Origin of the sequence: Micromonospora sp. NPDC023956 (assembly GCF_040639195.1) — a bacterium.
Classification (GTDB): Bacteria; Actinomycetota; Actinomycetes; order Mycobacteriales; family Micromonosporaceae; genus Micromonospora.
The window spans coordinates 315932-334148 of the sequence record NZ_JBEZZN010000002.1 but is presented as its reverse complement, the minus strand read 5'-3'; the positions used below and the strand labels follow the sequence as shown (position 1 = coordinate 334148).

Below are 18217 nucleotides of genomic sequence, written 5' to 3'. Positions count from 1 at the left end.
TGGTAGGAGGTGGTACATCGTCGGCTTTCACTATCCCGTTCGGCGGGAAGTTTCGCCAGATGTCCATTGAGGGGAAAATTTTTGCCGATGCGAGGATGCGCTTGGCATGAAAGAGATAGCTGTCAATATTGATATGACCATGTAGCCAGTGGTGAAGTGTGATCCACCCGCGGAGACACTCCGCGCCGTCAGGAGGTTGGCATGGCCATCCGAAAGTCCGTCCCGCTCCGCCGTGGGGTGGTGTTCGCCGTCAGTGCCGCGGTGGGGCTCTTCGCCGTCGTCACCGGACCGGTGTCCGCCGAGCCCCGCGCCGACCGGTCCGCGCCGGCCGCCGAGCAGTACGAGGTGCTCGGCCCGCGCACCCTGGCCGACCGCACGGCAGTGGCCCGCACCGGCGCGTCCATCGACAACGTCGACCACGGTCGGCTGACGATCTCGGCCACCAGGGCCGAGGTCGCCGCGATCACCAAGCTCGGCTTCACGCTCGCGCCGGTGACCGCCCCGCACGACCACTCCCACGAGTCGTCGGACGTCGGCGCCGCCGCCTTCCCGCCCGCCGACTCGAACTACCACGACTACGCCGAGCTGACCGCGGTGGTCAACAAGGTGGTCGCCGACCACCCGACCATCGCCAGCAAGATCAGCATCGGTCGGTCGTACGAGGGCCGCGACCTGATGGCGGTGAAGATCTCCGACAACGTCGGCACCGACGAGAACGAGCCGGAGATCGTGATCAACGCGCAGCAGCACGCCCGGGAGCACCTGACCGTCGAGATGGCGATCTACCTGCTCAACCTCTTCACCGACAGCTACGGCAGCGACTCGCGGGTCACCAACGTGGTGAACAGCCGGGAGCTGTGGATCATCCCGACCGTGAACCCGGACGGCAGCGAGTACGACATCGCCACCGGCTCGTACCGTTCCTGGCGGAAGAACCGGCAGCCGAACACCGGTTCGCGGTACGTCGGCACCGACCTCAACCGGAACTGGGGCTTCCAGTGGGGCTGCTGCGGCGGCTCGTCCAGCTCGCCGGCGTCGGAGACCTACCGGGGCCCGTCGGCGTTCTCCGCCCCGGAGACCACGGCGTTCCGCAACTTCGTCAACAGCCGCGTGATCGGCGGGGTCCAGCAGATCAAGGCGAACATCGACTTCCACTCGTACTCGGAGCTGGTGCTCTGGCCGTTCGGCTACACGTACAACAACACCGCCCCGGGGATGACCACCGACCAGTACAACACCTTCGCCACCATCGGTCAGCAGATGGCGAACCTCAACGGCTACACCCCGCAGCAGTCCAGTGACCTCTACATCACCGACGGCGACAGCATCGACTGGATGTGGGGGCAGCACAAGATCTGGGCGTACACCTTCGAGATGTACCCGCGCGGTGCCACCGGTGGCGGCTTCTACCCGCCCGACGAGGTGATCCCGCGCGAGACCACCCGGAACAAGGACGCGGTCCTGTTGCTCAGCGAGTACGCCGACTGCCCGTACCGGGCCATCGGCAAGCAGACGACCTACTGCTAGTAACGCTCTGACCAGCTGAGTCGAGAGGGCGGGCCGACCACCGGTCCGCCCTCTCCGTTCGTGGTGCGCTACCGTTCCCCCGGACCACCCGCAGCGAAGCCGGTTCGAACCCGGCGCTGTCCCGCAACTGTGACGCCTTCCGCCCCGGCCTTCCGGCCGGTCCGTTCCGACCTCCGGGCCGGGCCGCCGCTCGACGCCGGGTCACCGGCCGAGCCGGGCGAAAGGACGAGCCAGGCCGCCTCGGAGGGTCGCGACCCGCGCTCTCGAGGAAGGGCGCCTCGCGGGCGGTCGGGCTCTCGGCCCCTGTCGGCGAAGCACACTCCTCGACCGACAGGAGGCCAAGTGACACGACGTACCCCTCGACTCCTCACCGTGGCGCTCGCGGTCACCGCGCTCGCGCTCGGTGCCTGCGCCGATCCGGACCGCGACGAGCCGACTCCCGGCGCGAGCGGTGCGGCCGGACAGTTCCCGGTCACGGTGGGCAAGCTGACCCTGGAGAAGCGGCCCGAGAAGATCGTCTCGCTCTCCGCCGCCGTCACCGAGATGCTCTTCGCCGTCGGGGCGGGCCCGCAGGTCACCGCGGTCGACGAGCAGTCGAACCACCCGCCGGAGGCGCCGAAGACCGACCTCTCCGGCTTCCAGCCCAACGCGGAGGCGATCTCCGCGAAGAGCCCGGACCTCGTCCTGCTCTCCGACGACAGGAACAAGATCGTCGACCAGCTCACCGCGCTGAAGATCCCGGTCCACATCCTTCCGGCGGCCCAGAACCTGGACGACACCTACCGGCAGCTCGGCGAGGTGGGCCAGCTCACCGGCCAGGTCGACGGGGCGGCCGACCTGACCCGGCGGATGAAGGACGACATCGCCAAGCTGGTCACGGACCTGCCGAAGCGCGCCGAGAAGCTCACCTACTACCACGAGCTGGGCCCGGAGCTGTACACCGCGACCAGCAAGACCTACATCGGCTCGCTGTACGCGCTGGTCGGGCTGGAGAACATCGCCGACGCCTCCGACGCCGACGGCAAGAGCGGCGGCTACCCGCAGCTCTCGCAGGAGATCATCGTCAAGGCGGACCCGGACCTCATCTTCCTGGCCGACACCAAGTGCTGCCAGCAGAGCGCGCAGACGGTGGCCGCGCGCGGCGGCTGGGCCGGCATCACCGCGGTGAAGAACAACCAGGTCGTCCCGCTCGACGACGACATCGCCTCACGGTGGGGGCCGCGCGTGGTCGACCTGCTCCGCGCGATCGTGGACGCCGTCGCCAAGGCACCGGTCGCGTGACCGTGCCGGGTCGGTAGCAGGGGTCCCCTCCCATGCCTGAAGCGGTAACCGGGGACCCCTCGGCACACGGGGGCAGGGCGCGCACAGCCTCGGCCGGTCGGGCGGCGGTGCGGCCGGCCGGGCTGCGGTTGCCCTGGCTGGCCGCCGGGGTCCTCGCGGTGCTCGTCGCGCTCATCGCCGGGGTGTCGTTCGGCGCGGTCAGCCTGCCGCCCGGCAGCGTCGCCGTCGAACTGCTCAATCTCTTACCCGGGGTACGCCTCGACAGCGGGCTCACCGAACGCGAGATCGCCATCGTCACCGAGCTGCGCCTGCCCCGCGCCGTGCTCGGCCTGCTCGTCGGTGGCCTGCTCGCCCTGGCCGGCGGCTGCTACCAGGGTGTGTTCCGTAACCCGCTGGCCGACCCGTACCTGCTCGGGGTTGCGGCCGGTGCGGGGCTGGCGGTCACTGCGGTGATCGCCCTCGGCGGCACCGACGGCACGCTGAGCCGGCTGCCGTTCACCATCCCGCTGGCCGCCTTCGTCGGCTCGCTCGGGGCGGTGGCGATGACGTACCTGCTCGGCGCCGCCGGGGGCCGCGACCGCTCCCCGGCGACCCTGATCCTGGCCGGGGTGGCGGTCTCGGCGTTCCTCTCCGCCGGCCAGACCTACCTGTTGCAACGCAACTCCGACAACATCCAGCAGGTCTACTCCTGGCTGCTCGGGCGGCTGGCCACCGCCGGCTGGCACGACGTGCTGCTGGTGCTGCCCTACTTCGCGCTGACCGCCGGGGTGGTGCTGCTGCACCGGCGTGAACTCGACGTGCTCGCCCTCGGCGACGACGAGGCGAGCAGCCTCGGCCTGCACCCGCAGCGCTCCCGGTACCTGCTGATCGCCGCCGCCTCGCTCGGCACCGCCGCCGCCGTCTCCGCCTCCGGGCTGATCGGCTTCGTGGGGATCATCGTGCCGCACACCGTCCGGCTGCTCGCCGGTGCCAGCTACCGGGCGATCCTGCCGCTGTCGATGCTCTTCGGCGGGGCCTTCCTGGCGCTGACCGACGTGGTGGCCCGGACCGCCGCCGCCCCCGCCGAGGTGCCGATCGGGGTGGTCACCGCCCTGCTCGGCGGCCCGTTCTTCGTGCTGGTGCTGCGTACCGCCCGGCGGGTGCTGACGTGAGCGCCGCCCGGCCCGCCCCCGCCGCGGGCACCGGCCGTCCCCCGGCGGCCCGGTCGGGTGCCGACCGCTCGGGGAGTGCCGGGGCGGGCCCCGCCGTCGAGGTACGGGGGCTGCACGTCAGCCTGGACGGGGTTCCGATCCTCACCGGGGTCGACCTGACCGTCGCCGCCGGGGAGTGGGTGACCGTGATCGGTCCGAACGGCGCGGGCAAGTCCACCCTGCTGCGCGCCGTCGGCGGTCTGCTGCCCGCGTCCGGCACCATCGACCTGTTCGGTACGCCCAGCGCCGCCCTGCGCCGCCGGGACCGGGCCCGGGTGGTCGCCACGGTCGCCCAGTCCCCGGCCGTACCGGCCGGCATGTCGGTCTTCGACTACGTGCTGCTCGGGCGGACCCCGTACGTCCCGCCGCTGGGCCGGGAGTCCGCCGCCGACCTGACCGCCGTGCACGAGGTGCTGGACCGGTTGGACCTGGTCGGTTTCGCCCGCCGCGAGTTGGCCACCCTCTCCGGCGGGGAACGGCAGCGGGTCTTCCTGGCCCGGGCGTTGGCGCAGGGGGCCACGCTGCTGCTGCTCGACGAGCCGACCAGTGCGCTGGACATCGGGCACCAGCAGGAGGTGCTGGAGCTGGTCGACCAGCTCCGGCACGCGCACGGGCTGACCGTGCTCGCCACCATGCACGACCTCACCGTCGCCGGCGAGTACGCCGACCGGCTGGTGCTGGTCGCCGACGGCCGGGCGGTGGCCACCGGCACTCCCCGCGAGGTGCTCACCGAGGAACTGCTCGCCACCCACTACCGGGCCCGGGTCCGGGTCGTCGACGGCACCCACGGTCCGCTGGTGGTGCCGGTCCGTCCCACCCGGTCGCCCTCCACCACGCCCTGACCGTCAGCCGGGTCGACCGTCAGCCGGGTCGACCGTCAGCCGCCGGGCGTGATGACGGCGAAGAGGGCACCCTGCGGGTCACGGAGCGCGGCGTACCGGCCGGACCGGCTGTCCCGGGGTGGCACCAGGACCTCCCCACCGAGCCGGACGGCCCGGTCGGCGGTCGTGTCGGCGTCGGCCACCGCGAAGTACACCGCCCAGTACGCCGGCAGGTCGGCCGGGAACCCGTCGCCGAGCGGCGGCATCATCCCCGCGACGATCCGGTCGCCGAGCCGCCAGCCGGTGTACCGGCCGTCCGTCGGCTGGTCCTCCGGCTGCCAGCCGAAGACCAGCTCGTAGAAGACCTTCGCCCCCTCCGGGTCGGGGGTCACCAGTTCGTTCCAGGCCATCGCGCCCGGGGCACCGAGCAGCTCCGCGCCGGGCATGGCCATCGGCTGCCAGACCGAGAGCACCGCCCCGGCCGGGTCGCTGAAGACCGCCATCCGGCCCTGGTCGAAGACCTCGAACGGTGGGACGAACACCAGGCCACCCGCTGCGGTGACCCGCCCGGCGAGCAGGTCCGCGTCGTCGGTGGCCACGTAGGTGGACCAGATCGGCACCTGGTCGGGGGCGGCCGGCGGGCCCGCCCCGGCGACCGTCCGGCCGTCGTGCCGGAAGGTCGTGTACCCCTGCGCGTCGGGCTCCGGCGAGACGTGCGCCGTCCAGCCGAACAGCTCCGGGTAGAAGCGCCGTGCGTCCGCCAGGTCGGGGGTGGCCAGGTCGGTCCAGCAAGGCGTACCCGGCGGAACGGTGCCGCGCACCGGACCCCCTCTCGCCGGGGCGTACCCCGCGGCACGCCCTGCCGGCATCCTCACACCGGCGACCGCACCCCGTCCGGGGAACCGGTCAGAACGTCAGGGTCGGCGCCTCACCGAAGCGGCGACCCTCGTCCCGTCGGTACGCCCAGGTGGTCGGGCGTGGGCGACGACCGTCGCGGCTCCCCGGGGTGAGCCCGTTGCGCTAGGCCGGCTCGGTGAGGGGGGCGGGCAGGGGAGTGGTGTGCAGGACGGCGAGGCGGGACACCGCCCGGGTGAGCACCACGTAGAGGCGGTGCAGGCCACGCGGCTCGGCGGCGACGATCGCCGTCGGCTCGACGACCACCACGTGGTCGTACTCCAAGCCCTTGACCAGGGTGGCCGGGACGACGGTGACCCTCGCGGCAGCCTCGACGTCGTCCACGCCGACGCTCGGCACACCGGCGGCGTCGAGGGCGGCGCGCAGGGCGTCGACCGTGTCGTCGGCGGCGATGACCCCGACCGAACCGTCATGGGCGAGCGCCGCACGCACCTCGGCCACCGTCGCCGCCGTCAGGTCGGTCACGGTACGCACGTCGAGCGCACCGTCGCGGCGCAGCGACCGGGCCGGCGGTACGTCCACGGCGAGCGCCGGGAGCAGTCGGTTGGCGAACGCCACCACCACGGCCGGCACCCGGAATCCGACGGTCAGCGGGACCACCACCGCGTCCGGCTTGCCCAGGTGCGCCAGGGTCTCCCGCCAGTCGGTGGCGGCCCACGGGGCAGTGCCCTGGGCCAGGTCGCCGAGGAGGGTGATCGAGCCGTGTTCGCTGCGCCGGGCGATGACCCGGCACTGCATCGGGGAGAGGTCCTGGGCCTCGTCCACCACCACGTGTCCGTAGCCGGTGGGTCGTTCGATCAGGCCGGCGGCCTCGTCGACGAGGACCGCGTCGGCGGCGCTCCACCGGGTCGCCTTCGGGGTCCGGGCCGGCTTCGCCCAGCTGAGCAGGGCCTGTTCGGCCGGGGTGAGCAGGCCGTCAGCCGCCTCGGCGAGCAGGTGCGGGTCGGCGAGCAGCCGGTGCACCAGCCCCTCCGGGGTGAGCGCCGGCCATACCGCGTCGAGGAACGCGGTGACCGGCCGGGCCTTCCCCATCCGGCGCAGCCAGGCGTCGCCCGGGGACTCGGCCCGCCGGGCCTCGGCCTGCCGTTGCAGCAGCCCGACCACCCGGGCCCGGACCCGTTCCCGTCCGGTGGCGTACGGCAACCTCTCCCGGCGGGTCTCCTCGACCACCCGGTGCAGCGGGTCCGACCCGATCCGCCAGCGGAACGACCCGTCCGAGACCACGATCGGCTCGGTCGGCCCGCCCACGTGCGACCGGACCGCCCGGTGCAGCACCTCCGCCATCCGTGCGTCGTGCTTGAGCGTCGCCACCGCCGGGTCGTCGACCGCCCGGACGGTGACCCGGTCGACCAGGTCCTCCACGGTGGCCTGTTCCACCTCCACCTCGCCGAGGGCCGGCAGCACCGCCGCGATGTACGACAGGAACGCCCGGTTCGGCCCGACGATCAGGACGCCGGAGCGGCGCAACCGCTCCCGGTGCAGGTAGAGCAGGTACGCGGCCCGGTGCAGGCCGACCGCCGTCTTGCCGGTGCCCGGTGCCCCCTGCACGCAGATCGAGTCGGCCAGGTCGGCGCGGACCAGTTCGTCCTGCTCGGGCTGGATGGTGGCGACGATGTCCCGCATCGGCCCGACGCGTGGCCGCTCGATCTCGGCGGTGAGGATCCGGCTGGTGGTGCCGAGTTCCTCGCCCCGGTCGAGGCGCTCGTCCTCGAAGCTGGTCAGCGTGCCGCCACTGAAGCCGAACCGGCGACGGACCGCCACGCCCTGCGGGTCGCGGGCGCTGGCCCGGTAGAAGGACCGCGACACCGGGGCCCGCCAGTCCAGCACCAGCGGCTCGCCGGCCTCGTCGCTGACGTGCCGCCGCCCGACGTGGTAGCGGTGCCCGGCATGCTCCGGGTCGCTGCCGCCGCTGTGCTCCCCGTCGGCCGTCCCGCCGCTGTGCTCCCCGTCGGCCGTCCCGCCGAAGTCGAGCCGACCGAAGAAGAGCGGGGTGGTGGGGTCGTCGGCGAGTTCCGCGACCCGTCGGGCCATGTGCCGGCCGAGCTGCTCAGCCGTGTACGCGTCGCCGGCGACCTTGTCGCCGCCGGCGAAGAGGACCTCGGCGCGTTCGCGCATCCGGCGCAGTGCCGTACGGGACGCGGCCAGGTGGGACTGCTCGGCGGCGAGTTCGTCCGCCAGGGACACGGGGGCGTGCAGGGACATCCGACGTACTCCTCGACACGGGGGAGAAGACACTGCCGCTCGCGTTTCCGACCGGCTGGGTCGGCGCGGGACGTCCGCTGCGGTGCTCGATCACCGCGGCCGTCGGCGGGAACGAGGAGTCTACGCCCCGGGGCCCGGCACGGCGGCAGATATTCCGCCCGTCGCGGCGGTGACCGTCGCGGATCAACCGGTTGTCCCGACCGGAGGCGCGCAACTAGTTCCGCGAAATGCCCTCCCCCTCCGCGTCTGCTGCCTGATGGTCCTGGTCAGGGCGGCGGTGCCGGTCGCCCGCGCGGTAACGGGCCGAGCGCCGGCACCGCCCGGCCCCGGACGGTGCCGTAGGTGCGGGGTTGCCCACTCCCCGCCCCGCCCGGTGAGCCGGCCGTTCCCGGCGGGGATACGGTCGGGGCATGGTTGACCGCGTCGCACGCCCCCGGGTCGGGCACATCCAGTTCCTCAACTGCCTGCCGATCTACTGGGGCCTGATGCGCTCGGGTGCCCTGATCGACGTCGACCTGCACAAGGACTCGCCGGACCGGCTCAGCGCGGCCCTGGTCGCCGGTGACCTGGACATCGGCCCCATCTCGCACGTGGAGTACCTGCGCCACGCCGACGACCTGCTGCTCCTGCCCGACCTGGCGGTGGGCAGCGACGGCCCGGTGCTCTCGGTCAACGTGGTGTCGACCCGGCCACTGGCCGAGCTGGACGGCCGCCGGGTGGCCCTCGGTTCCACCTCGCGGACCGGGGTGCTGCTGGCCCAACTGCTGCTCGGCGAGCGCTACGGGGTGCGACCCGAGTACTTCCGCTGCCCACCCGACCTGACCCAGATGCTGCTGGAGGCCGACGCCGGGGTGCTGATCGGCGACGTGGCGCTGCGCGCTCTGTACGAGGCCCCGCGCCGGGGGCTGGCGGTGACCGACCTCGGGCAGGCCTGGCGGGAGTGGACCGGCCTGCCGATGGTCTTCGCCGTCTGGGCGGTACGCCGGGACTTCGCCGCCGCCCACCCGGGCCTGGTCAAGGAGGTGCACGAGGCCTTCCTGCGCTCGCGCGACCTCTGCCTGGCCGAGCTGGACGAGGTCGCGGCCTCCGCGGCCCGGTGGGAGCCGTTCGACGCGGAGACGCTGGCGTCGTACTTCCGGGTGTTGGACTTCTCCCTCGGCGAGCGCCAGGTCGCGGGGCTGCGGGAGTTCGCCCGCCGTGCCGCCGAGGCCGGCGAGGCCCCGGCGCTGCCGAGCGGCGGCCCGGAGTTCTTCGCCGGCTGACCCGGACAGCCGCCCCGACGGCCCGGCGCTCCTCGCCGACCGACCCGACCCACCCGACCGACTTGACCCACCCGGCCGACCTGACCCACCCGGCCGACCTGACCCACCGGACCGGCCCGGCTCACCCGACCGACCTGACCCACCTGACCGGCCCGACCGACCTGACGGTCGTCCGACGAGGTCAGGCGGCGGCCGCCCGCAGCTGCTCGGCGACCTTCTCGCAGTTCGCCATGCCGTACTCGTAGCCCAGGTTGATCGGGTAGCGGACCATCACGCCCATGGTCCAGCCGTCGCCGATGGCCAGGCAGTTGACGTGGATCTCCTGCTCGCGGGTCCGGTCGACCCAGCCGTTCTTGATGGCGATCCGCTTCTGCTCGGCGGTCGGGAACGCCTTGCGGATGCCGAAGTCACCGGTGCCCCGGACCAGCTTCATCTCGTTGAGAAGCCAGTCGGTCCGCTCCGGCCCGGCGGCCCGGCCGTCGGCGATGCAGGCCCCCATCCGGGCGGTGTCGCGTGCGGAGAGGTTGGTCCGGCTCCAGCCCCCGTCGGCGGCCGGGCTGCTGTCGGTCAACTTGCACGTGGCGATCAACCGCTTGATCGACGGCTCGCCGCCGAGGGCTTCGTAGAACTGCTGCGTCCGGGTGTTGTCGCTGTCCCGGATGATCCTGGTGGCGTCGGCGAGCTTCGCCTCGCTCACCGTCCGGTCGGCCTCGTCGGCTCGGCGCAGGTAGTCCGCGACGATCCAGGCCTTGATCAGCGAGGCGGTGGTGTTGGTCTCGCTCATGTTCGCCGAGCCGGCGACCTCGCCGGTGCGGGTGTCCAGCAGGCTCCAGCTCCACCAGCCCTCGGCGTCCAGCGTGACCTCGGTGGGGCGCAGCGGCAGCGGCGGTGGCTCGGGCGAGGGGGTCGGGCTCGGCGTGTCGCGGGCACTGCGGTCGGTGGCCTCGTCGGCGACCCGGCCGGCGGGGTCGTCGCTGACGCCCCAGCGGGCGGCGGCATCCGACTCGAACGGCGATCCGGGCAGCAGCCGGAGGGCGACCAGCACCAGCCCGATCAGGACGACGGCGACGCCGAGCAGCCGCAGCGGCGAGGGATCACCGTCTCCCGGCCGGTTGCGCCGGCGGTTGCCCGCCATCAGGGTTTCACCACCGGCTGCGGGACCTTGAGCGCGGCACCCGGCTGCGGGGTGACGAGCTGGGTGGTCACGCTCTGGCAGACCTGCGCGCCGTAGTCCAGCCCGTGGTCCTTCGGGTACCGCATCATCACCGCGAGACTCCACTTGTCGGTCACGGCCAGGCAGTTCAGGTGCCACTGGAGGTCCGCCCAGAGCATCGTCCAGCCGTTCTTGATGCTGACCGGGCCCTGCGTGGTGATCGACGGGGGCAGGCCGTCGATGATTCCCCACCGGCCGCCGCCCTCCTTGAGCTGCTGGTCCTCGGGGGCGGTGGTGCCCTGGACGCTGGCCATCTCCTTCATCAGGAACGGCGTCCACTTCGGGCCGGCGGCCGTGCCGTCGGCGATGCAGTCGCCCATCCGGACCGCGTCCCGGGGCGACATCTGGGTGTACGCCCACCGGGCCCTCGGGTCGAGCCGGGTGTCGGTCAGCTTGCACACGCTGATCAGCCGTTCGAGGACGGCTCCGCTGCCGCCCGCCTGGTAGAGCGACTGGGCAGCGGTGTCGTTGCTGTTCCGGATGGCGACCACGGCCTGCTTGCGCCGCTCGCCGGAGAGCGGCTTGTCACCGAGCCGGCGCAGGTAGTCGGCGACGATCCACGATTTGATCATCGACTCGGTGGAGTTCGTGGTGGTGAGGTTCTTCGCGCCCGAGATGGTGCCGGTCTCCCGGTCCATCAGCGCCCAGGAGAAGTACTTGCCGTCGAAGGGCACCGACACGGAGGCGTGCGTCAGGGTGGGCGGCTGCGGCGCGGCGGGCGGCGGAGCCGCGACGCTCTCGGTGTCACCACCCGAGCCGCCGTCGTCATCGGAGAGGCGGGCGTAGGCGGCGGGGACCAGCATGCCGCCGCCGAGCAGAACCGCCAGAATGGCGAGCACCAGGGTCACGCGGGGACGCATGAGCGGGCGAACTCCCAGAAGTCAGGCCGGGGGAACCAGCTTTTCCGATGTACGTCGGCGGGACGGCCGGGGCCGGGGGAAGCGGCCGGTCGAGGACGGCGAAGGCCCGTTGCCGATCGGTGTGACCGGCAAAGTCTACGTCCGGAACCGGGGCGCGCCGGAACCCGTGCGCTGTGGGCGCGCCGGAAAACCAGGACATCTGGCGCATTGACCCACTTTGTCCAGCTCACTTTCTGTGACATGCCCCACTGTCGGGCGGTTCCCCCACCGGATCCCCCGGCAGGCGGCCGGCCGGACGTCGGCCGCGCAGTTCCGATCGCTGTTACATCCCTCTGGCGCCCGCTGCGGGGAGCTGTAACACTTGACCCGTGTACGGCAACGACTTCGCGAACCCGGACGAGGCACCCGGCGGGGGCCTGCTCGATCAGGTCGAGGCAGCGGAGGCGGCCCTGCGGGAGGCCGCCGCCCGCGGGCGTCCCGACGGCGCTCCACCCGGAGCCGACCTGGAGGCGTACTTCGCCGAGATGGTCAGGGCCGACCAGAAGATCGAGCCCCGCGACTGGATGCCCGAGGCGTACCGGAAGACGCTGATCCGGCAGATCGCCCAGCACGCCCACTCCGAGATCATCGGCATGCAGCCGGAGGGGAACTGGATCAGCCGCGCCCCCTCGCTCAAGCGCAAGGCGATCCTGCTGGCCAAGGTCCAGGACGAGGCCGGGCACGGGCTCTACCTCTACTCCGCCGCCGAGACTCTCGGGGTCAGCCGGGACGAGTTGGTCGACCTGCTCGTCTCCGGCCGGCAGAAGTACAGTTCGATCTTCAACTACCCGACGCTGACCTGGGCGGACGTCGGCGCGATCGGTTGGCTGGTGGACGGCGCGGCGATCGTCAACCAGGTGCCGCTGTGCCGCTGCTCGTACGGCCCGTACGCGCGGGCGATGATCCGGGTCTGCAAGGAGGAGTCCTTCCACCAGCGGCAGGGCTTCGAGATCCTGCACGTCCTCGCGCACGGCACACCGGGGCAGAAGGCGATGGCGCAGGACGCCGTCGATCGCTGGTGGTACCCGTCCCTGGCCATGTTCGGTCCGCCGGACGGCGACTCCACCCACTCCGCGCAGTCCATGGCCTGGAAGATCAAGCGCTTCTCCAACGACGAGCTGCGGCAGCGCTTCGTCGACATGTGCGTGCAGCAGGCCGGCATCCTCGGCCTCACCCTCCCCGACGACGACCTGCGCTGGAACGAGGAGCGGCAGGCGTACGACTACACCCAGCCCGACTACGCCGAGCTGATGCGGGTCATCAAGGGTGAGGGACCGTGCAACCGGCAGCGGATCGAACACCGCCGCCGCGCCCACACCGAGGGGGCCTGGGTGCGCGAGGCCGCCACGGCGTACGCGGCCAAGCAGGCGGAGCGGAAGAAGGAGCAGGTCGCCGCATGAGCCAGGAACTGTCCCCGCTGTGGGAGGTGTTCGTGCGCGCCCGGCGCGGCCTGTCGCACACGCACGTCGGCAGCCTGCACGCCCCCGACGCCGAGGTGGCCCTGCGCAACGCCCGGGACCTCTACACCCGGCGGCAGGAGGGGGTTTCGATCTGGGTGGTCGCGGCCGGCGCGATCACCGCGTCCAGCCCGGACGAGAAGGACGCCTTCTTCGACCCGGCGGCCGACAAGGTCTACCGTCACCCCACCTTCTACCAGGTGCCGGACGGGGTGGCCCACCTGTGAACCGCGACCTCTTCGAGTTCACCCTCCGGCTCGGCGACGACGCCCTGGTCGCCGCGCAGCGCCTCGCCGAGTGGACCACCCGGGCACCGGAGATGGAGGAGGACGTCGCGCTCGCCAACATCGCCCTCGACCAGCTCGGCGCGGCCCGGCTGCTGCTGACCTACGCCGGTGAGCTGGAGGGTGCCGGGCGGGACGAGGACGCGCTGGCGTTCCTCCGCGACGACCGGGAGTTCCGCAACTGCCTCCTGGTCGAGCTGCCCAACGGCGACTTCGCGGTGACCATGGCGAAGCTGCTCTTCCTCGCCGCCTACCAGCGGCTGCTCTACGAGTGGCTGGTGGCCTCCACCGACGAGCGGCTGCACGCGATCGCCGCGAAGGCGCGCAAGGAGTCCGCGTACCACCTCGACCACGCCGCGCTCTGGGTGCGGCGGCTCGGCGACGGCACCGAGGAGTCGCACCGGCGGATGCAGGTCGCCGTGGACGAGATCTGGCCGTACACCCACGAGCTGTTCGCCACCGACGAGCCGACCGCCCGGCTGGACGCGGCCGGGCTGGCCGCCGCCCCGTCGACCCTGCGGGACCAGTGGCTGAAGACGGTGGAGGCGGTGCTCGCCGAGGCGACGCTGACCCGCCCGGCGGACGGCTGGGGTCCGTCCGGCGGACGCGACGGCGTGCACACCGAGCACCTGTCCTACCTGCTCGCCGAGATGCAGGTGCTGCACCGCGCCCACCCGGGTGCCCAGTGGTAGGTGTGTGGGAGGCGGTGGCGGCGGTGGTGGACCCGGAGATCCGGGTGGTCACCATCGACGACCTCGGCATCCTGCGCTCGGTGGAGGAGGACCCGACCACCGGCCGGGTGGTGGTGACCATCACCCCCACCTACACCGGGTGCCCGGCGATGGACGTCATCCGCGCCGACATCCGTCGCGCGCTGGTCGCCGCCGGCCATCCCGACACCGAGGTCCGCACGGTGCTTGCCCCCGCGTGGAGCACCGACTGGATCTCCGAGGCCGGGCGGGCCAAGCTCGCCGCCGCCGGCATCGCCCCGCCGGCTCCGACCCGTGGCGGCGTAGCCGTGCCGCTGACCCTGGCCGTCCGCTGCCCGCAGTGCGGGTCGCCGGAGACCGAGCAGGTCAGCCGGTTCGGCTCCACCGCCTGCAAGGCGTTGTGGCGCTGCCGATCCTGCCGTGAACCCTTCGACCACCTGAAGGCGCTGTGACTGTCACGATCACCCGGCCGGTCCGTCGTCGGCCGGTCTTCCACCCGCTGCCGGTCGCCGCCGTCGACCGGCTCACCGAGGACGCCGTGGCGATCACCTTCGCGGTGCCCGAGGAGCTGCGCGCCACCTTCGCGTTCCGCGCCGGTCAGCACCTCACCGTGCGGCTGCCCGACGGCGGAACCGACGACGCCGACGTGCGCAGGTCGTACTCGATCTGCTCGACGCCGGACGACCTGGCCCGGCACGGTCGGCTGCGGATCGGGGTCCGGGAGGTGCCGGGCGGGGCGTTCTCGACGTACGCCTGCGGCGCGCTGCGCTCCGGCGACACCGTCGAGGTGCTGCCACCGCTGGGGCACTTCACCACGGCGTTCGCGCCGGACCGGGCCCGACACTACGGCGCGGTGGTCGCCGGGTCGGGCATCACCCCGGTGCTCGCGCTGGTCGCGACCGCGCTGGCCGTCGAGCCGGCCAGCACGTTCACCCTGGTGTACGGCAACCGCACGGCGAACACCGTGATGTTCGCCGAGGAGCTGGCCGACCTGAAGGACCGCCATCCCACCCGGCTGCACCTGGTGCACGTGCTCTCCCGGGAGCCGGGCGAGTCGCCCCTGCTCTCCGGCCGCGTCGACGCCGACCGGCTGGGCCGGCTGTTCGACACGGTCGTGCCGGGCGGAGCGATCGACGAGTGGTTCCTCTGCGGCCCGTACGGCATGGTGGTCGACGCGAAGGCGGTGCTGGCCGACCGGAGCGTGCCGGCGGCAGCGGTGCACACCGAACTGTTCCACGTGGACGCGCCGCCGGAGCCGCCGCGCCGACCGGCGGACACTCCGGGGACCGGCGCCGAGGTCACCATCCTGCTGGAGGGGCGGGCGTCGACCTTCACCATGGGCCGCGAGCAGCGGGTCCTGGACGCCGCCCTGAAGGTGCGCGGCGAACTGCCGTACGCCTGCAAGGGCGGGGTCTGCTCGACCTGCCGGGCGAAGGTGGTCTCCGGCGAGGTGTCGATGGCCCGCAACTACGCTCTGGAACCGGACGAGGTGGCCGCCGGCTACGTCCTGACCTGCCAGTCCTCCCCGACGACCGATCAGGTCGTCATCGACTACGACGCCTGACACGTCGACCACCGCCAGCCCCGGTCCCCGGTGCCGACGGTGGGTCCCGTCGGCCGGGGCGGGAGGATTCGGCGGACCTCTCGGACTATGTGATCCGGGCGGAGGTAGAGGTCCCGATCGGTGAAGTAGCGCATGGTCCAGCCGTGGGCCGAGAGCCAGTTCATCCTGGCCCGGTCGCTCCGGAGGCGCTCGCGGGTCAGGTGGGACCTGCCGTCGTACTCGACGCCGACCCGGTGGGCGCGGTAGCCCAGGTCGAGTCGGAAGGTCGGGCGCCCCCACTCGTCGGTGATCCAGAGCTGCGGCTCGGGCCGGGGCAGGCCGCCGTCGAGGAGCACGAGACGGAGCTGGCTCTCCTGCCGGCACTCCGACCGGGCGTCCGCCAGGGGTACGAGGTGCCGAGCCTGACGCACGCCGCGCAACCGGCCATGTCGGGTCACTTCCTGCGCAAGGTCGCCCGGCCGGCAGGCGCCGGATCGCAGCGCAAGATCGAGCAGGGGCAGCGCCTCGATCCGCCGCAGCGTGCGGGCCAGGTCGATGGCACAACGGGCGGCCGGGGCAGTCGGTACGCCGGAGAGCAGCACCGGATCGGGTACCGGCAGCACCGCCTCGTGGACGGTCACCCCGGCGATTCTCGGTACGACCGAGCCGGCCGGCACGATCACGTGAAGCACATCCTGCGGCACGTCACCGAACCCGTGCAGGCGGGCTCCCGTATGAAAACCGACCACTGCCTCGGCTGGCAGCCGCATGAGCATCGCGCGCACCTGCTCGCCGGGTTCACGGTTCGAGCCGGTGTAGATCCCCCGGGTCACCCGGCGGAGACGTCCCGCCTCGACGGCGTGCCGCACGGCACCGCGGGTGTTGCCGGCGGAGCGCAACTCTGGATAGCGATACAGATCATCGGCCACACCGGGGATCCTCGCCGCCCCTCCCAGCCCTCACCCGCCACCTGTGGACAACTCCGCCCCCTGTGGAAAACCCCCCGATCACCCCCACCCCTGCTACACCCCACCCCACCCCGGCCCGCCCCCACCGCCGTCGATCATGGACTTCGGGCACCACCCAAAGCTCACATCCAAGGCTTAATCGGGCGCCACGACTCCATGATCAACGAGGTTGGGGGTGAGGGCCGGAGTGAGGAGGCGGGCTGGCTCGACGGTGGTGGGTCGATCGCTGACCTGGCCGTCACCCAGCTCGACCACCCGCCAGACGCCGTCGTCGCGCAAGGCCAGGTCGACCGTGACGAAGGGCAGTTGGAGGGCGGCCACCAGCGGTGTGACGACGGTCAGGTCGGGGTCGTCGACGGGTGGCCGGTCCGGGGTGTCCGGGTGCGGGCCGACGAGCACGCACCGGCCGTCGCGCCACCAGGTGCGGACCTCCGCCGAGGTGAACCGCTCGAAGCGACGCAGCACGAAGCCGCCCACGAAGTCGTCCTCGCGCAGCTCCCGGAACCGGCGGGCCACCGCCCAGGCGGCCTCGCCGTCGGTCAGGTCGGGGACGAAGGCCGCCTCGTCCCAGTGGTGCTTCATCGACTTGCAGTAGTCGCGGAGCACGGCCGGGCCGTCGCCCAGCTCGACGCGGGCCAGCTCGAAGGCCTCACGCCCGTCGCCTGCGGTCCAGGTCGTCGCCGGGGTCACCGACGTCAGCGCCGGGTACCAGCCGGGCAGTTCGTGCGCCCGCCGGTACTGCTCGGCGCGGGTACGCAGGGTGACGCCCTGGGCGGACAGCGCCTCCGCGAAGGCCGCGTACCGCTCGGCGTGGAGCATCCAGCCCCGGTAGACCGCCTCGCCCCGGCCGGGCAGGCGTCCCAACGCGCCCTTCACGTCGCCCCGGGCGAGCGCGTCGTGGTCCACCACCGCGACCGGTACGCCGGCCTCCCGGGCTGCCGTCGCCTCCGGTGCGAAGTGCTGGTCGGGACGGTGCGGACGGAGCGGGTCGGCAGGTACCAGCAGCAGCATCCCACCATCCTCGCCGAACGCCGCTGCCCCGGCCGCGCAGGTCAGCTGGGGGCCTTGACCTGACCGTCGTAGGCGATGCTGCGCCAGAGGTCGAACTGGCGGTCGTTCCCGACCAGGGGGTTGCCGGCCAGGGCGACGGCGGCGTGCACCTCCTCGTCGTTGCGCAACTGCCGGAAGTAGCCGGGGCCGACCAGGGCGATGCCCCGGCCGGGCGACTGGATCAGCTTCATGTCGTCCTTCCACAGGTCGAGGGGTGGGTTACCGGTGAGCTGACGGGCCACGTCGGCGCGCATCGAGTCGAGGTCGATGAAGGAGGGGTCGATCTTCCCGCTGGTGCTGGTCTCCCGGTGACCGCGGGCGTGGCTGGCGTCCCGGCCGAGTCGCCGCAGCACGGCGGCGGTGGCGAGCACCGAGGCGGAGTACTGGGCGGGGGTCATCGCCTGGTTGACCCCGTTGTAGTCGATCTCCCAGCCGACCAGCATGGTGTTGCCGTCCCCGGCGGGGATCGGTCCGCTGCCCCGGCTGGTACCGGCGTGGTTGGCCCGGCCGCCGGAGATGACGTGGAAGACGCCGTGGTAGTCGACCAGCGCCTGACAGAGCGGGCCGGGCAGGTCGGACCGGCCGTTGATGCAGATGTTCAGCGCGGGGTGCGGGTTGCTGGCGCTGGAGGTCGCGGCGGTGTGGTGCCAGAGCACGCCGATCGGATCGAACGAGCTGCCGGCGACCCGGCCGAGCCAGTTGCCGTGCTCGACCACGCGGACGCCGGCGGCGCGGAGCACGTCGGCCAGCCAGGGAATGGTCGCCATCAGGCCGGGCCCGTCGGCACGGTTCCGCCGGTGGGTGCCGGTCGGTAACGGCGGCCGGGGGGAGCGGGACGGTCGGCTGCGGATCGTTCGGCAGACATGTCGGGGATCGTAGTCGATCAATGCCTTGC

16 protein-coding genes and 1 pseudogene are annotated in these 18217 nt (G+C 72.6%); 10 read left to right on the top strand and 7 right to left on the bottom strand.

Translation table 11 applies throughout. The features are described from left to right. Nucleotides 1–201: 201 nt before the first annotated feature. From AB0F58_RS03975 to AB0F58_RS03960, 4 genes and pseudogenes are all read left to right on the top strand, one after another. Nucleotides 202–1512, top strand: a pseudogene (locus AB0F58_RS03975) (M14 family metallopeptidase); the annotation flags it as partial. Between the two features lie 357 nt (nucleotides 1513–1869). Continuing rightward, nucleotides 1870–2808, top strand: a complete 939-nt coding sequence (locus AB0F58_RS03970) for an ABC transporter substrate-binding protein (protein WP_357137529.1) — start codon at nucleotides 1870–1872, stop codon at nucleotides 2806–2808. Between the two features lie 32 nt (nucleotides 2809–2840). Further along, nucleotides 2841–3959, top strand: coding sequence for an iron ABC transporter permease (locus tag AB0F58_RS03965; protein ID WP_357137526.1), 1119 nt, complete (start codon nucleotides 2841–2843; stop codon nucleotides 3957–3959). Between the two features lie 110 nt (nucleotides 3960–4069). Beyond that, complete coding sequence (locus AB0F58_RS03960; protein WP_357138675.1) at nucleotides 4070–4840, top strand: ABC transporter ATP-binding protein; 771 nt, start codon at nucleotides 4070–4072, stop codon at nucleotides 4838–4840. A 35-nt stretch (nucleotides 4841–4875) separates the two neighbouring features. Here AB0F58_RS03960 and AB0F58_RS03955 read toward each other — a convergent pair whose 3' ends face one another. Both AB0F58_RS03955 and AB0F58_RS03950 read right to left on the bottom strand, forming a co-directional pair. Next, nucleotides 4876–5640 (bottom strand): VOC family protein, encoded by a 765-nt coding sequence (locus tag AB0F58_RS03955; RefSeq protein WP_357137524.1) that lies wholly within the window; start codon nucleotides 5638–5640, stop codon nucleotides 4876–4878. Between the two features lie 199 nt (nucleotides 5641–5839). Then, on the bottom strand, nucleotides 5840–7936 hold the full coding sequence (locus tag AB0F58_RS03950; RefSeq protein WP_357137522.1) for an AAA family ATPase: 2097 nt from the start codon (nucleotides 7934–7936) through the stop codon (nucleotides 5840–5842). 410 nt (nucleotides 7937–8346) lie between these two features. Here AB0F58_RS03950 and AB0F58_RS03945 point away from each other — a divergent pair, with 410 nt between their 5' ends. Continuing rightward, nucleotides 8347–9198 carry a menaquinone biosynthesis protein gene (locus tag AB0F58_RS03945; protein WP_357137520.1) on the top strand — a complete coding sequence of 284 codons (852 nt, stop codon included), beginning with the start codon at nucleotides 8347–8349 and terminating at the stop codon, nucleotides 9196–9198. Nucleotides 9199–9379: 181 nt separating this feature from the next. Here the strand turns inward: AB0F58_RS03945 and AB0F58_RS03940 are convergent, their stop codons facing one another. Both AB0F58_RS03940 and AB0F58_RS03935 read right to left on the bottom strand, forming a co-directional pair. Further along, a complete protein-coding gene (locus AB0F58_RS03940; RefSeq protein ID WP_357137517.1) occupies nucleotides 9380–10333 on the bottom strand; it encodes a hypothetical protein in 954 nt (317 codons plus the stop codon). Beyond that, nucleotides 10333–11271, bottom strand: a complete 939-nt coding sequence (locus AB0F58_RS03935) for a hypothetical protein (protein WP_357137515.1) — start codon at nucleotides 11269–11271, stop codon at nucleotides 10333–10335. Before AB0F58_RS03935 ends, AB0F58_RS03940 begins: the two co-directional genes overlap by 1 nt. A gap of 368 nt (nucleotides 11272–11639) precedes the next feature. Between AB0F58_RS03935 and paaA the strand changes: the two genes are divergently transcribed. The 5 genes from paaA to paaE are packed head-to-tail and all read left to right on the top strand — an operon-like array spanning nucleotide 11640 to nucleotide 15325. Continuing rightward, nucleotides 11640–12710 carry a 1,2-phenylacetyl-CoA epoxidase subunit PaaA gene (gene paaA, locus AB0F58_RS03930; protein ID WP_357137512.1) on the top strand — a complete coding sequence of 357 codons (1071 nt, stop codon included), beginning with the start codon at nucleotides 11640–11642 and terminating at the stop codon, nucleotides 12708–12710. After that, nucleotides 12707–12994, top strand: coding sequence for a 1,2-phenylacetyl-CoA epoxidase subunit PaaB (paaB, locus tag AB0F58_RS03925; RefSeq protein ID WP_357137509.1), 288 nt, complete (start codon nucleotides 12707–12709; stop codon nucleotides 12992–12994). The genes paaA and paaB overlap by 4 nt, the downstream gene beginning before the upstream one ends. Beyond that, the gene (gene paaC, locus AB0F58_RS03920; RefSeq protein WP_357137505.1) at nucleotides 12991–13743 is read left to right on the top strand and encodes a 1,2-phenylacetyl-CoA epoxidase subunit PaaC; all 753 of its coding nucleotides are present in this window, start codon (nucleotides 12991–12993) and stop codon (nucleotides 13741–13743) included. The genes paaB and paaC overlap by 4 nt, the downstream gene beginning before the upstream one ends. Further along, a complete protein-coding gene (gene paaD, locus AB0F58_RS03915; protein WP_357137502.1) occupies nucleotides 13737–14213 on the top strand; it encodes a 1,2-phenylacetyl-CoA epoxidase subunit PaaD in 477 nt (158 codons plus the stop codon). The genes paaC and paaD overlap by 7 nt, the downstream gene beginning before the upstream one ends. Then, nucleotides 14210–15325 carry a 1,2-phenylacetyl-CoA epoxidase subunit PaaE gene (gene paaE / locus AB0F58_RS03910; protein WP_357137499.1) on the top strand — a complete coding sequence of 372 codons (1116 nt, stop codon included), beginning with the start codon at nucleotides 14210–14212 and terminating at the stop codon, nucleotides 15323–15325. Before paaD ends, paaE begins: the two co-directional genes overlap by 4 nt. Here paaE and AB0F58_RS03905 read toward each other — a convergent pair. The 3 genes from AB0F58_RS03905 to AB0F58_RS03895 all read right to left on the bottom strand — a co-directional run bounded on the left by AB0F58_RS03905 (nucleotide 15313) and on the right by AB0F58_RS03895 (nucleotide 18089). Continuing rightward, nucleotides 15313–16233 carry a DUF559 domain-containing protein gene (locus tag AB0F58_RS03905; RefSeq protein WP_357137498.1) on the bottom strand — a complete coding sequence of 307 codons (921 nt, stop codon included), beginning with the start codon at nucleotides 16231–16233 and terminating at the stop codon, nucleotides 15313–15315. The genes paaE and AB0F58_RS03905 overlap by 13 nt on opposite strands. 174 nt (nucleotides 16234–16407) lie before the next feature. Continuing rightward, nucleotides 16408–17283, bottom strand: coding sequence for an ATP-grasp domain-containing protein (locus AB0F58_RS03900; RefSeq protein ID WP_357137495.1), 876 nt, complete (start codon nucleotides 17281–17283; stop codon nucleotides 16408–16410). A gap of 41 nt (nucleotides 17284–17324) precedes the next feature. After that, on the bottom strand, nucleotides 17325–18089 hold the full coding sequence (locus tag AB0F58_RS03895; RefSeq protein WP_357137493.1) for an N-acetylmuramoyl-L-alanine amidase: 765 nt from the start codon (nucleotides 18087–18089) through the stop codon (nucleotides 17325–17327). Between the last annotated feature and the right edge of the window lie 128 nt (nucleotides 18090–18217).